Annotated in this window: 13 protein-coding genes; 7 read left to right on the top strand and 6 right to left on the bottom strand. The window is 67.6% G+C overall.

Annotated elements, in window-relative coordinates; all coding sequences use genetic code 11:
- Nucleotides 1-28 precede the first annotated feature (28 nt).
- From C8D95_RS18850 to C8D95_RS18820, 7 genes are all read left to right on the top strand, one after another.
- Entirely contained in the window at nucleotides 29-904 is an 876-nt protein-coding gene (locus tag C8D95_RS18850; protein WP_109760753.1) for an SMP-30/gluconolactonase/LRE family protein, read from the top strand.
- A complete protein-coding gene (locus tag C8D95_RS18845; RefSeq protein WP_109760752.1) occupies nucleotides 901-1,830 on the top strand; it encodes an alpha/beta hydrolase family protein in 930 nt (309 codons plus the stop codon). The genes C8D95_RS18850 and C8D95_RS18845 overlap by 4 nt, the downstream gene beginning before the upstream one ends.
- Nucleotides 1,831-1,850: 20 nt before the next feature.
- Nucleotides 1,851-2,645, top strand: coding sequence for an NAD-dependent epimerase/dehydratase family protein (locus C8D95_RS18840; RefSeq protein ID WP_206508322.1), 795 nt, complete (start codon nucleotides 1,851-1,853; stop codon nucleotides 2,643-2,645).
- Between the two features lie 201 nt (nucleotides 2,646-2,846).
- Nucleotides 2,847-3,587 carry an ATP-binding cassette domain-containing protein gene (locus C8D95_RS18835; RefSeq protein ID WP_109760751.1) on the top strand — a complete coding sequence of 247 codons (741 nt, stop codon included), beginning with the start codon at nucleotides 2,847-2,849 and terminating at the stop codon, nucleotides 3,585-3,587.
- The gene (locus C8D95_RS18830) at nucleotides 3,577-4,686 is read left to right on the top strand and encodes an ABC transporter permease (RefSeq protein ID WP_109760750.1); all 1,110 of its coding nucleotides are present in this window, start codon (nucleotides 3,577-3,579) and stop codon (nucleotides 4,684-4,686) included. Before C8D95_RS18835 ends, C8D95_RS18830 begins: the two co-directional genes overlap by 11 nt.
- A gap of 45 nt (nucleotides 4,687-4,731) precedes the next feature.
- Nucleotides 4,732-5,730, top strand: a complete 999-nt coding sequence (locus tag C8D95_RS18825) for a substrate-binding domain-containing protein (protein WP_109760749.1) — start codon at nucleotides 4,732-4,734, stop codon at nucleotides 5,728-5,730.
- 113 nt (nucleotides 5,731-5,843) lie between these two features.
- Nucleotides 5,844-6,806 (top strand): aldo/keto reductase, encoded by a 963-nt coding sequence (locus C8D95_RS18820; RefSeq protein WP_109760748.1) that lies wholly within the window; start codon nucleotides 5,844-5,846, stop codon nucleotides 6,804-6,806.
- A gap of 1 nt (nucleotide 6,807) precedes the next feature.
- Here the strand turns inward: C8D95_RS18820 and dusA are convergent, their stop codons facing one another.
- The 6 genes from dusA to C8D95_RS22125 all read right to left on the bottom strand — a co-directional run bounded on the left by dusA (nucleotide 6,808) and on the right by C8D95_RS22125 (nucleotide 14,036).
- Nucleotides 6,808-7,803, bottom strand: a complete 996-nt coding sequence (gene dusA, locus C8D95_RS18815) for a tRNA dihydrouridine(20/20a) synthase DusA (protein ID WP_241239678.1) — start codon at nucleotides 7,801-7,803, stop codon at nucleotides 6,808-6,810.
- A gap of 212 nt (nucleotides 7,804-8,015) precedes the next feature.
- Entirely contained in the window at nucleotides 8,016-8,519 is a 504-nt protein-coding gene (locus C8D95_RS18810; RefSeq protein ID WP_126918582.1) for a hypothetical protein, read from the bottom strand.
- Nucleotides 8,520-8,529: 10 nt separating this feature from the next.
- The gene (locus C8D95_RS18805) at nucleotides 8,530-10,884 is read right to left on the bottom strand and encodes a S8 family serine peptidase (RefSeq protein ID WP_164721703.1); all 2,355 of its coding nucleotides are present in this window, start codon (nucleotides 10,882-10,884) and stop codon (nucleotides 8,530-8,532) included.
- Entirely contained in the window at nucleotides 10,881-11,609 is a 729-nt protein-coding gene (locus C8D95_RS22135; protein ID WP_164721704.1) for a c-type cytochrome, read from the bottom strand. The genes C8D95_RS18805 and C8D95_RS22135 overlap by 4 nt, the downstream gene beginning before the upstream one ends.
- A gap of 1 nt (nucleotide 11,610) precedes the next feature.
- On the bottom strand, nucleotides 11,611-12,204 hold the full coding sequence (locus tag C8D95_RS22130; RefSeq protein ID WP_164721705.1) for an SCO family protein: 594 nt from the start codon (nucleotides 12,202-12,204) through the stop codon (nucleotides 11,611-11,613).
- On the bottom strand, nucleotides 12,201-14,036 hold the full coding sequence (locus C8D95_RS22125) for a hypothetical protein (protein WP_164721706.1): 1,836 nt from the start codon (nucleotides 14,034-14,036) through the stop codon (nucleotides 12,201-12,203). The genes C8D95_RS22130 and C8D95_RS22125 overlap by 4 nt, the downstream gene beginning before the upstream one ends.
- Nucleotide 14,037 lies beyond the last annotated feature (1 nt).

Genomic DNA, 14,037 nt, shown 5'->3' with positions numbered 1-14,037 from the left:
CAGGGGCAAAACCACGAGGGAGGAAAACATGGAGATCGAATGCGTCGTGCCGAGCCGGAGCCGCATCGGCGAGGGTGCGGTCTGGGACGACCGGGCGGGCGTCCTGTGGTGGGTCGACATTCCCGCCGGGCTGATCCACCGCTATGACCCCTCGTCCGGCGTGAACGACAGCTTCGACTGGGGCGAGCCCGTGGGCTGCCTTACCGTGCGCGAAAAGGGCGGTCTGGTCCTGGCGACCAAGTCGGGCTTTCACCTCTTCGACCCCGACACCGGCGTCCGCGAGGCAATCCAAAACCCCGAGGCCGGGATGCCCGACAATCGGTTCAACGACGGGGCGACCGATGCTCAGGGCCGGTTCTGGGCCGGCACCATGAAGGATGGAGGCGAGCCGGAGGCTCTGGGGCGGTTCTATCGCCTGGATCCGGATCTGTCGGTAACCCCCTGGAAGGGCGGTATCTACACCACGAACGGCATGGCCTTCTCGCCCGATGGCCGCACGATGTACTTTTCGGACAGCAACAAGCTTGTCCGCACCATCTGGAAGGCCGCCTACGACACCGAGACCGGCACGCCGGGCGAGCCGGAGGTCTTCTTCGACACGCGCGAGGTCGCGGGACGTCCCGACGGCGGGACGGTCGACGCCGACGGCTGCTACTGGCAGGCGGGCATCGACGGCTGGCAGCTTTACCGCATCACGCCAGAGGGCCGCATCGACATGACGATCGATGTGCCCGTCGAGCGGCCGTCCAAGCCGATGTTCGGCGGTGTGGGTCTGGACGTGCTGTTCTTCACCTCGCTCGGCATCGGGCTGACGGGCGACCGGCCCCAGCCCGAAGCGGGATCGCTCCACGCGATCACCGGCCTCGGCATCACCGGCCTGCCCCAGCCGCGGTTCGCGGGATGAGCGAGGGCCTGCGGGCGGAGCTGTGCCGGCTGACGGGCTATGTGCCCGGCCGGACCACCCGCGCGCGGGCCGCCGCCCCGCCCCGCGTCGAGGAGGGCATGGTGGTCGAGGAGCTTGTGCTGGAGGGCCCCACGCCGTTCCCCGCAACCCTGACCCGGCCCGAGATGGGCGGGCGTCATCCCGCTGTACTCTACTGTCACGCCCACGGCGGGGACTACGTGCTGGGGCGGCGCGAGCTGCTGGACGGCAGCGTCTACTTCGAAGGTCCGGGCTATGGCGCGGCGCTGGCCGCGATGGGGTTTGCAGCGCTCTGCATCGACATGCCGGGCTTTGGCGACCGGCGGCGCGAGGGCAGTGAAGCCGCGTTGTCGAAAGCCTTGTCCTGGAAAGGGAAAAGCCTGTTCGGACTGATGCTGGCCGACCTCGGGCTGGCGCTCGGTTATCTGACCGGGCGCGAGGATGTGCGGCCTGACCGCATCTACAGCTACGGGCTGTCGATGGGCGCCGCCCAAGCGCTTTGGCTCGCCGCGCTCGACGACCGCATCGCCGGGTGCGCCCATGCCTGCATCCTGGCGGACGTGGCGCGGCTGATCGAGACCGGCGACCACGACCGCCACGGAGTCTGCCTGACCGTGCCGGGCCTTCTGGACGTGGCCGACATGGGAGAGGTCGCGGGGCTCATCGCCCCTCGCCCGCAGATCGTTTGCCACGGAGAGGCCGACCCGCTGACACCGCCCCACGCCCGGGACGCGGCCCTCGCCGCCCTTCGCGCCGCCTATGACCGGCGCCGCGACGCGACCGGACGCAACACGCTGCACACGATGACGGACCCCGCCGCCGGTCACGTCGAGTCGGCCGCCATGCGCGTCGCCGTCCTGGATTTCCTGTCCCGCGCCGCGTCGCGGGGCGCCTTTTTCGCCGCCTGACAAGAACGAGGACCTGACACATGATGAACCGACTGCTGATGACCGGCGCCGCCGGCGGACTGGGCACCCAGATGCGCACCCGCCTCAAGCACCTCGCCCCCACTATCCGTCTCTCCGACATCGTCGAGGTGACGGACCCCCAGGCGCACGAAGAGGTCGTGACCTGCGACCTGGGCGACAAGGACGCCGTCGAGGAGCTTGTGAAAGGCTGCGACGGCATCGTCCACTTCGGCGGCGTCGCGACCGAGCATCCCTGGGATCCGATCTGCAACGCCAACATCAGCGGGCTCGTCTATCTCTATGAAGCGGCTCGCAAACACGGCCACCCCCGGATCATGTTCGCCTCGTCGAACCATGCCGTGGGCTTCCATCCGCAGAACAAGGTGATCGACAACACCGTCTATCCGCAGCCGGACGGGCTTTACGGCGTGTCCAAGGTCTTTGGCGAGGCGCTGGCCAACGCCTATCACTCCAAGTTCGGCATCGAGACGGCCATCGTGCGCATCGGCTCGTGCTTCCCGAAGCCGACGGACCACAGGATGCTGTCGACCTGGCTGTCCTACGACGACCTTGCCGGACTGATCGGGCGTATCTTCGACGTGCCCCGCCTGGGCTGTCCGATCATCTACGGCGTGTCCAACAACACCGCGTCCTTCTGGGACAACCGGCAGGTCAAGTGGATGGGCTGGCAGCCGAAGGACAACGCCGAAGACTATCGCGCCGAGGTCGACGCGGCCAAGTCCAAGCCGGCCAAGGACGCGCCCGAGGTCCTGTGGATCGGGGGCGCCTACACCGCCGACAAGATCCATGAATGAGCGGATTTGATACGTTTTGACCCTTCACGGAGCCGCGTGTTGACGCGGCTTCCCTTTTTCCCCCACTATCGGACGGCACGGCAAAAATACTATCAATCGCCGGCATGATAAAACGGCGTCAAGCCGTTGACGCGACAGGGAAAGGGAAGGGAGGACCCTGATGGGGAGGACAGGTTTGTCCGTGCGACCGGAGACGGCCGCATGAGTCTGCTGGCACTCGACAGGATCACGAAGAGCTTCGGCGCCATTCATGCCCTTCAAGGCGTGGATCTGGAGATTCAGCCGGGCGAAGCCGTGGGCCTCATGGGCGACAACGGCGCGGGCAAGTCCACGCTCGTCAAGATCATCGCCGGGAACTTCCCGCCGACCTCGGGGCATATCGCCGTCGAGGGGCGCGAGGTGGTCTTCGACCGACCCATCGATGCTCGCGCTGCCGGGATCGAGGTGGTCTATCAGGACCTCGCGCTGGCCAACAACCTGACGGCGGCCGAGAACGTCTTTCTGGGACGGGAGCTGAAAAAGGGCTGGGGGCCGTTCCGCACGCTCGACAAGGAAGCGATGATCGAACGATCCTCCGAGCTGTTCGCGGAGTTGAAGTCCGAGACCCGTCCCCGCGACCTGGTCCAGAAGATGTCGGGCGGCCAGCGCCAGGCCGTCGCCATCGCACGGACGCGGCTTTCGGATCCGAAGCTCGTGCTGATGGACGAGCCGACCGCCGCCATTTCGGTCCGCCAGGTGGCCGAGGTCCTGAACCTCATCAAGCGGCTCAAAGCCACAGGCCACGCCGTCATCCTGATCTCGCACCGGATGCCCGACGTCTTCGAGGTCTGCGACCGCATCGCGGTCCTGCGCCGGGGCACGAAGGTCGCCGACAAGGCGACCCGCGACACCTCGCCCGAGGAAATCACCGGGCTGATCACGGGAGCGATCCATGCAGCCTGACGTCCCCCGCACCACGGATCATGCCGCCATCGGCGACGTGGCCGGGATCGAGGAGCGGACGCTTCTCCAGAAGATGCTCACGAGCCAGCCGTTCTGGGTCACCGTCGCGCTGATCGTGGTCTGCCTCGGCATCGGCTTCTATCAGCCGGCCTTCTTCACGGCGCAGAACATCGCCAACATCACGCGCAACTTCGCGATCTTCGGGATCATGGCGCTGGGCATGACCTGCGTCATCATCACGGCCGGCATCGACCTCTCGGTAGGCTCCATCATGGGCCTCGTCGCCATCGTGGCGGGCATCTACCTGACGGCGGAGTACTCGTGGTACGTCTCGTTCGCCCTGGGAATGCTCGCGGGCCTGGCCTGCGGCGCCGTCAACGGATTTCTCATCGCTTACGTGGGGTTGTCGCCGTTCGTCGTCACGCTTGGAATGATGTCCATCGCGCGGTCGCTGGCCGTGGTGATCTCGGGCAACCAGATGCTGTACCAGTTCGGCCCCGACGCGCCGATCGTGAAGGCCATCGGTCAGGCCAAGTTCCCGCCCAACGTCGAGGGCGACATGTGGCCCGACTGGATCCCCGCCTTCTCGTCGCACTTCTGGGTCATGGTCTTCATGGCGCTGATCGTGGGCTATGTCTTCAAGTACAAGGCCTGGGGCAAGCACCTGTTCGCCATCGGCGGCAACGAGCAGGCGGCGCGGCTGACCGGCGTGAACGTCAAGCTCATCAAGTTCCAGGCCTATGTCTTCTCGGCCTTCTGCGCGGCGGTCTCGTCGCTTCTGATCCTTGGCTACACCGGATCGGCGATCAACGCGCTGGGCCAGAGCTATGAGCTGCGGGTCATCGCGGCCACGGTGATCGGCGGCGCGAACCTGCTGGGAGGCTATGGCACGGCCTATGGCGCGATCATCGGCGCGGCCCTTCTCGAGGTGATCCGCAACGCGCTTCTCATGGCGGGGATCGACTCGAACTGGCAAGGCGCCTTCGTCGGCATCTTCATCATTCTCGCGGTGTTCATCGGCCTCCAGACGGAAGGCGGCCGAAGCTATATCGCGCAACTCAGGGATACGATCCTGCCGCCCCGGCGGAAGGATCGTTAGTATCGCCGGCCCGCGTGGCGGGACGGCACATTCAGGGAGGAAAGCATGAAAAAACTCTTGATCACTTCGGCGCTCGCCATGTCGGCCATGACGGTCGGCACGGGCGCCTTCGCCCAGGACATCTTCGCGCTGGTGCCGAAGAACATGAACAACCCGTTCTTCGACCAGGCCCGTGACGGCTGCAAGAAGGCCGAAGCGGAATCGAACGGCGCCTTCGTCTGCGAATACATCGGACCGGGCGAGCACGGCGGCGGCGACGAGCAGGTCCAGATCGTCATGGACCTGATCGCGCGCGGCGACGTGAAGGGCCTGGGCGTGTCGCCCTCGAACGCGGCCGCCATGGCGGTTGCGGCTCAGGCGGCCAAGGATGCCGGAATTCCCTTCATCACCTGGGACTCCGACCTTCTCGACCCGACCCTGCGGACCGCCTACATCGGCACCCACAACTACGAGATCGGCGTGAACCTCGCCAAGCTGGCGATGGAGATCAAGCCGGACGGCGGCACGGTCTGCATCCAGTCGGGCGGCGCCGCGGCGGCCAACCACAACGAGCGGATGCAGGGCATCCGAGACACGCTTGGCGCCATGTCCGGCACCACCTCGCCGGGCGAGCGACTGACGGGCCAGAACGGCTGGACCGAGGCCGACGGCTGCCCGCTTTACACCGACGACGACTTCCCGAAGTCGGTGCAGCAGTTCGAGGACTTCATGGCCGCGAACCCTGACGTCGACGCCTTCCTGCCGACGGGCGGCTTCCCGCAGTTCGTGCCCGACGCGAACCGCGCGGCGGTCGAACCCTACAAGGACCAGATCGCTTCAGGCGAGCTTGCCCTCGTCGTGGCAGACACCCTGCCGGTCCAGATCGACCAGATGAAGGAAGGCTTCTCGGCCGGACAGGTCGGCCAGCGTCCGTTCCAGATGGGCTACGAGGTGATGAACGCCTTCGCCAAGATGGCGGCCGGCGGCGAGCCCCCGGCGGACCCGACTTACACGGGTCTCGACGTCTGCACGCCCGAGACCGCCGACACCTGCATCGCGCAGTGATCGGCTGACAGAACGGTCGGCGGCGTCTTCGGGCGCCGCCGATTCTTTGCGGGCCGGGCGGGGGCGCAGCCCCGCACCCCCGGAGTATTTTCCGACAGAAGAAGGGCTGAGCGATGGATACGAGACCGATAGGCGGCACAGGGGTCGGCGTCACGCCGATCATCTTCGGCACCTCTGCCCTGGGCGGGATGCCCGACACCTATGGCTATGACGTGGACGAGGCGCGGGCGCGCGCGACGCTGGAGGCGATCTTCGAGAGCCCGGTGAACTGCCTCGATGCGTCGAACAACTATGGCTTCGGCCGCAGCGAGGCCCGCGTCGGCGACGCCCTCCGCGCCGCGGGAGGCCTGCCGCCCGGTTTCGTCATCTCGACCAAGCTCGACCGCGACATGGAGACGGGACGCCTAGACGCCGACCGCGCGCGGCGGTCGCTGGAGGAGAGCCTCGAGCGGCTCGGCCTAGACCGCGTGCAGATCCTGCACCTGCACGACCCCGAGCATTGCCGCGACCTGTCCGAGATCACGGCGACCGGCGGGGCGCTGGACGAGCTGTTCCGGATGAAGGAGGAGGGCCTGTGCGATGCCGTGGGCCTCGCCATGGGCCGGCTCGACGTCATGGAGCCGATCCTGCGCGACTTCCCCTTCGACACGCTCATCAATCACAACCGCTGGACGCTTCTGAACCGCAGCGCCGATGCGATGTTCGACGAGGCGCACGCGCGCGGCATCGCCATCCTGAACGCGGCGCCCTATGCCTCGGGCGTACTGGCCAAGGGGGCAGACGCCTCGCCCATGATCTCCTATACCCCCGCGGACGAGGCGGACCTGGCGCCTGTGCGGCGGATCGAGGCGATCTGCGCCCGTCACGGCGTACCCATGGGAGCTGTTGCGCTGCAGTTCTCGATGCGCGACCCGCGCGTGACCTCGACCGTCATCGGCGTCTCGAAGCCCGAGCGCGTTGCCGAGACGCTGGACTGGGCGCAGGCGCAATTGCCGGACGCCCTTTGGGACGACATTGCCGCGCTGCCCTTCGAGACGACGGATCCGGAAGCCAAGCGCGACTACCGTCCGGGCTAGATCATTCGGCGGCCATCCTTGCGCCGACGGTATCGAGCGCCCTTTCGACGACCTCGGTGCCGGCCCCGTCGCGGTGCGCTTCTTCGGACAAAAGGCGCCGCCACGCCCGCGCGCCGGGACGGCCCGCGAAGAGACCCATCATGTGGCGGGTGACCGCGTTCAGCCGTCCGCCGCTGGCCAGATGTTCCTCGATGTGCGGCAGCATCGCGACGACGACCTGGGACGCATCGGAGAAGGGCGGCGCCTCGCCCCAGATCTCGCCATCGGCGGTGCCGAGGATGTCCCAGGGCGCATGATAGGCGGCACGGCCGATCATCACGCCGTCGATCCCCCGGTCGAGGAAACCCTTCGCCTGCTCGAGGCTTTCGATCCCCCCGTTGATCGACAGGTGGAGGTCGGGAAAGCGCTCTTTCATCCTGAAGACGAGATCGTGGTCGAGCGGCGGGATGTCCCGGTTCTCCTTCGGCGACAGACCCTGGAGCCAGGCCTTCCGCGCATGGATCGCGATCCGGCGGACACCGGCGTCGCGCATCCGGGACAGGAAGTCGGGCAGGACCGTGGCCGGGTCCTGATCGTCGACGCCGATCCGGCATTTGACGGTCACGGGAACCTCGACCGCCGCCGCCATCGCGCGCGCACAGTCCGCGACGAGGCCCGGCGTCTTCATCAGGACCGCCCCGAAGGTGCCGGACTGCACGCGGTCCGAGGGGCACCCGACGTTCAGGTTGATCTCGTCGTATCCCTCGTCAGCCCCCATGCGAGCCGCCTCGGCCAGTTCGGCGGGGTCGGAGCCGCCGAGTTGAAGCGCTACGGGGTGTTCCGAGCGATCGAAACGCAGGAGGTGCCGCGCTCCGCCCCGGACGAGGGCGGGCGAGGTGACCATCTCGGTATAAAGAAGCGTGCGCCGCGACATCAGCCGGTGGAGATACCGGCAGTGGCGGTCGGTCCAGTCCATCATGGGGGCGACGGACAGTCTGGCGCTTTGGTTCAACGTCATTTCTTTCTTGTTTCGTACCGACGGGGGCAAAGCTGAGGCTCGCTGTTGATCCGAGCCTTGGTTAGGGTCGATCGCCAGTTTAGACCATGCCCGAATGAACGGCCAAGGGTGCATAGAAAAGCCTATGTGCTAAGTGACCGTCGGTTCCGCAAGACTTGGCGGAACCGAGGGCACGCCATGCGGGGTCCACGCGAGCCGTCAGCCGATCCGCCTCAGCGTTTGAGAAGCGGGGCTTCGTCAACCAGTTGAAGACTTTCCACGAAGGGCCGCTCGGCGAGGCGCGCGATATCCTCCGCCGGGGCCGAAACGACCCAGCCGTCCTCCTCGTTCGCATCGACGATGTCGAGCGACATCTCGCGAAGTGCGGCCTCGAAGCTTGCCTCGTCCTGGCCGACGGCAGGCGTTATCATGACGGTGATCGTCGCCGGACCCGACTTGGCCCCCTCGGGCAGAAGCTGGGTCTTGAAGTCGACCGACACCGGTTCGATCGCCTGCACGCCCGACGCTTCCATCAGGGCAGAGGCATCGGCGTCGAGCGGGATCGACCCAAGGTAGGTTCCGTCGCCGGCGTACTGGCCGATGAGGATCTCCGATTCCGACAGGCGCGCGACGGCGCCTTTGTCGAGCGGTGCATCGACGGTGACGAGAACGGACGCCCGGTCCTGCCCAACGGCGGGGAAGGCGACCACGATCAGGAGTGCTGCAAGTCTCGACATGATCGCCATCCTACTCGGGATCCGGGCATGGTCGCTTCACGATGTCGCCAGCGACGCTGAAGGTCTGCGGCCCGTCGCCGAGGGTCGAGGCCGTCACTCGGGCGCGCCACAGCCCGGGCGTTGGTGCCTCCACCTCGGCAAGCTCGACATTGTTGAGGACGTCCCGGCCACGCTCGGCCATGTGAATGTCCTCGACGTCGAATTCGTTCCGCGCCAGTTCCGCAAGCTGGTCTGACCCCGTCAGCGGAGGAGGCGTCAGCTTCCACGGCAGGTGCGTTGCGCCGTCCGGTGCGATGAGAGTTAGGTCGAGGTCGTTCACCAGAAGCGCCAGCACCAGGTCCGCCGGCGCGTTGGCGGGCGCATCGTCCCACGCCAGCGCGACCTTCAAGCGCTCCGCGCCCTCGGATACGTCGAAGCACATGTCCGACGTGGCGCCTTCGACATCGAAGGCCCCCTCCTCGATGCCCGCAAGGTCCGTCATCACCCGGACCGCGGTGGAGACGTCGATCAGTCCGAAGCCCGAGGCGAAATCGGGACCGGGCCCGTAGAAGGTCGGTTCGCGGATGTCGATGTTCTTCAGATCATCGAGATCCTCCGGGTCGAGCATGGCTGCGAGATCGGGCCGCCCTCTCTCTGCCACCAGGTCCTGAGCCGTCGCCACGAGAGCCGCCTTGTAGGTCGAAGGAAGCGGCTCGACGTCGCCCGCGGCCTCCCGCATCAGCGCGATTGCCCCGGTGACGACGGGTGCGGCCATCGACGAGCCGCAGTCGCGCACATAGCCCTCGGCATTCGGCGACGGCCCGAGGATGCCGCCCTGGGACGTCGAGACTTCGAAGTCGTGGCAGCCTGGAGCCACGATGTCGGGCTTGATCCGGCCGTCGAAGGTCGGGCCGAGGCTTGAATGCGGCCAGACGGTCTGGTGCGCGGTATCGTAGGCGCCGACGCTGATCGAGTTCTTCGCCTGCGTGAAGACCGAGACATAGGCGGCGCGGCGCCCGTCCTTCGGGCGAAGCCCGTTGTTTCCGGCAGCCCAGACCTGCGGACGCGGCGGGATGACCTCACCTTCCGTCTCGCCGTCCGACACGCGCGCCCGCCCGGCGATCATCTCGTCGATCAGCCTCGACGCTCCTTCGTAGCCGTACAGGGTCTCGATATAGGAGTGGTTGCTGACGGCGACCCCGCAGTCGACCAGCGCGCTCGTCAGCAGCGCGAGGCGCCGGCTGCCTTCGCCCTCGTCCGTGTATTCGAAGACGCCGATGTCCGCCTCGGGTGCGATGCCCCGCATCCCGAAGGGCGTGCCGTCGACCCCCTCGAGCGTCGAGTTCACGACCGAATTCCGGCCGCTGCCGAGGAGGATGCCCGACACGAGCGTCCCGTGGCGCTGCGCAAGGACGCCATCCGGCTCGCCGCCGCAACTGGTTGCAAGGCCTACCCGGCGGAAGAACCGCTCCTGATCGCCTTCAAGCGCCATGAAGTCCCCGTTCTCCGCATTGATAGGCGTATCGAAGATCCCGACGCGGACAGAGCGGCCCGCGACACCCTCCAGAACCGCCAGGTCGCTTTCAAGGGTGAAGCCCTGCGCCCCGTCGACGTTCGCCACCTGCCGCGCGACGCTCGTCAGCGGCAGGAAGGGCGGCGGCCCCGCGTCGATGCTGAGAACGTCCGCCAGACCCGCCACGTCAATGAGGCGGTTGTCCGGCACCTCGAAGATGAACGTCCCCCGCGTCGGCTCTTCGATGGCCGTAGCGCCAAGAGCCTCGAGGCTTCGCTGCACCGCGTCGCGGCCTCCGGTCGCGGCACTGAGGAGGACACGCCGTCTCCCCACGGCGTCAGGCGCGAGCGCGGGGGCGAGAACGAGCGAGCGCCCGATCTTGTCTTCGATCCGAAGCGTCGCCCCAGCGCGGATCTGCCCCGACGCCAGGACCGGCAGCGTCGCGTCACCAGCGAACCGCACGACGTAGGTGCTGCCGCCGACGAAGCCCTCGAGCGTCACCCCCGCCTCGGCGAGGCGCGCCTTTTCGTCCGCATCGAACCGCCGCCCGAACTCGATCACCGAGACGACGCCTTCGTCCGACTGTCGTGTAGGTGCGCGTCGGAACGCCTCGATCTGGCGAAGCGCATCCGGTGCCGCAAGAAGCGCGGCGCGGTCGCGCAGGAGAAGGTTCTCGGCATCGAGGCGGCGGATCCTGTCGAGACCGATGCTGGGAACTCCGGGACGCAGGACGTCGCGGATCGCCGGCGTGACGGGTTCGATCCCCTCGAACAGGCGGTCGCGGTTGAACTGCGGCAGGTCGCGCGTCGGCAAGTCCTGAGCGTAGCAGGTGACGGCGGTAGCCAACCACGCGAGGGCGATGCGGAGGCTCAATTGACCGTCCTCCCGCCCATCTCCCGGAACGCCGCGATCGCACGGCTCCGCGTCAGGTTGCGGCCCGTCGCGCGCAGGGCGGCGATGAGCGCCTGCCCGGTCGCATGGCCCGCTGCTTCGGGCGACAGCCGCGCCTCGTCTGAAAGCGACAGGATCGGAAGCCCGGGCTGCTCGCCGCCATCTAGGCCTGCGCCAAGGAATGCGTCGTCCCCCGCACCCGTGTCGACCACGATGCTGCGCCCCCAGGCGCGTTCCCCGTCGACCGAGGCACTCAGTCCGCGAAGGAAGGTCTCCGCGTGGTCACCCACGACGGCAATCCGCACCGTCGAGCCCGAGACCCCTGCCCGCTCACGGTGCGGCAAGGCGTCGAGAAAACGAACAAGTTCGGCGATCCCGCCGTCGGCGAAGGCATAGCGCGGCATCGCCGGGTCCAATGCCTCTCCGTCCGGCCCCATCCCATGCTCGGCCGCGCGCACAAGGTCGTCGACCGAAAGCCCGCGTCCGGCGATCGGGGGCACGACCAGCGCGCCTTCGACGCTGCCTTGGCCGTCCGCACCGTGACAGTTGGCGCAGGGAAACAGGCGTGCCGACAGTTCAGCCTCTCCGCCCGCCAGCCGGACCGTCGCCCCCACATCGCCCGTGCCGTAGAACAGCGCTGCGGCATGATCGTCAGCGGCGACCGCCGGGGATGCGCACAGCAGGGCTGTCAGAAGCACGAGCCGCATCTCAGCGGCCCTCAACGCGCGCAAGCGTGCCGAGAAGGGTCTCAGGCGCCGGCAGGCCTGCGATGCGGACGAAGCGGCCGTTTCCGGATCCCACAAGAAACATGGGATCGTGGTCCTCGACCGAGCCGAGGGATAGACCGAACGACCGCAGAACGTCGGCGATCTCGGGCACGCTTCCCGTGACGAAGGTCCAGCGATCCTTCGCCTCGAAGGCATCGGCCGTCCGGTGCAGGGCCGCAGGCGAGTCCCGGACCGGGTCGATGCTGACCGAGACGAGCCGGGTGCGGTCGTCTCCCGCCGCGTCGAGGTCTTCCTGCACGATCTGGAATATGCCGTTCGCCACCGGGCAGATTGTCGTGCAGCTCGTGTAGATGAAGGTGACCACCACCGGGCCGTCCCCGACGACCTCGCCGAAGCGCCGCTCGGCGCCGTTCTGGTCGATGACGCGCGCATCGGCGATGTGGATGGTCTCGAGGCCGGGCGCCGTCTCGGATTTTCCGGCAACCGGCATCTTGTGACCGGCGTTCGGATCGTGTGCCTGCGCCGGGACGCTGGCTGCGAAAAGCGCCAGGGCGATCAGAAGATGCTGTCTCATTGCTTCGCCTCTATCGTTGTCGCCCTGATCTCGACGCCCTTGAGCGTCGCGTCCGCGAGCGTCACCGCGTAGTGACCCGGAACCGGCGGGGCGACGATGAACCTTGCGCCGCCTGCGTCGAGGCCGTCCGCCGAAAGCGTCGCCCGCCATCCGAATTGAATGTGCGTCATCTCGAGGACAGGGTCCGTGAGCGCCACGGAGGCTCCGTTCTCGTCCAGAAGGCGGACGTTCAGGACCTGCCCGGCCCGTGCGGACAGCGACGGCACACCAAGATCGACGGTCAGGACAGGAATGGAAAATGCTGATTTTGCAGAGCCTTGCGCGTCGAAGCGAAAGCATCGTGACATCCCGCCGATGCCTGTCGTCAGGACCAGTTCGTGCGGTCCACCCTCGTTCACGACGGCGCGGGTATTGAACCGGCCCGGTGCGGTTTCGCGAAAGCTCCGGTCGAGGACGGCGACGGCGGAGGGGCGACCGCCCCGCAGGCGGACGGCGGTCATCGGCGGCGCGTCTCCCATGCTGCTCGTCTCGTCGATGACGAAGCCGGTGTAGCTTGCCGCGTGAACCGCCAGCACCTGCGGCGACGGGGCAAGCGGCACGAGAAGCGCTCCGGGTCGGGTCGTCACCTCGGCGTCGCGCGGGGCAAGCCGGACTTCACGCAGCGTCGGCGCCTGCCCCACGGCCACGGTCCCGAGGTCGATGACGGTCACGCCCGACTGGTCCGCCGTTGCAAGGAACGCGGCCTCGCCTGCGAAAACGGCGTCGCCGATGCCCTGGTTCAGGGCGACGGCACCCGCAAGCGCCGTTGTGGCGGGATCGATGAAGGACACCGCGCCGTCCGCGTTCCAGACCAGGATCATTCCCGTTTCGGGCGAAATGCCGATCCGGTCAGCGGGCGCGGCAAGCTCTACCGAGACACCGTCCGTCGGAGTGTCCGCGAAGACGATGTGCGCCGATGCTCCGCCCGGCGCCAGCGAGGCGACAAGGCGCACGACACCGCCACGACCGTCCGGCAAGGCAATCCCGGCGGCATTCGATGCGGACGCATGGATCCCTGAAGCGGTCACTCGCCCGGAGGACGCATCGAGAAATGCGAACCCATTCTCGGCCCAGGCGAAGACTTCGCCTTCGCCCGCGTCTGCCATTCCACCGACCCTTGTCCCAAAGCGGACCGGAGTTCCTTCGTCTCCGCCGGGAGCGTGGAACATCACCCCTCGCCCTTCCGGGCCTGTGCCTCCCAGCCAGATCACCCCGTCGTCCGAGACGTGCAGCGCCGCGAGAGTGCCGCCGACCGCCGGCAAGGCGATTTCGGAGACATCTCCGGTCAGGCCGACCGAGACGAGCCCGTCTTGTCCGGGGAGATGGGCGATCAGCCTCTGGGTGGCGCGGTCGGCGACGACAAGGTCCGGCGTCGCGCTGAGCGTCCCCGCCGCCAGCATGTTGGCAGTGGCGAGGTCGAGACGGGGGTCGGCAAGACCGAAACTCCCGTCTTCGTTGAACCCGGCCAGCACGATCCCGTTCAGATCGATCCCGCCCGTCGGGATGCGGCGCGTGGCACGGAAGGCGCGAGCCGCCTCGACGCAGGGCGCATCGGTCTCGGACACCGGACGGATCCAGCCTTCCAGCACGAAGCCCTTCAAGGCGCCACCCGTGGCCGCATCCGTCAGCGTCACGTCGATCCCAAAGGGCTGGCCGGGCAAGACCGTGTCGGTCGTCCCGCCGGCGACATCCGTGAGCACGACCTCCGCGGTCAGGGGCGCGGCAAGGTCGGCCGCGAACGCAGGTCCCGCGATGACGGCGATGACAGGGAAGATCGTCCCGGCAAGGCGCATG

Origin of the sequence: Silicimonas algicola (assembly GCF_003148765.1) — a bacterium.
Lineage (GTDB): Bacteria > Pseudomonadota > Alphaproteobacteria > Rhodobacterales > Rhodobacteraceae > Silicimonas > Silicimonas algicola.
Note: the sequence above shows the minus strand (reverse complement) of the source record. Positions and strands in the feature narration are given on the sequence as shown.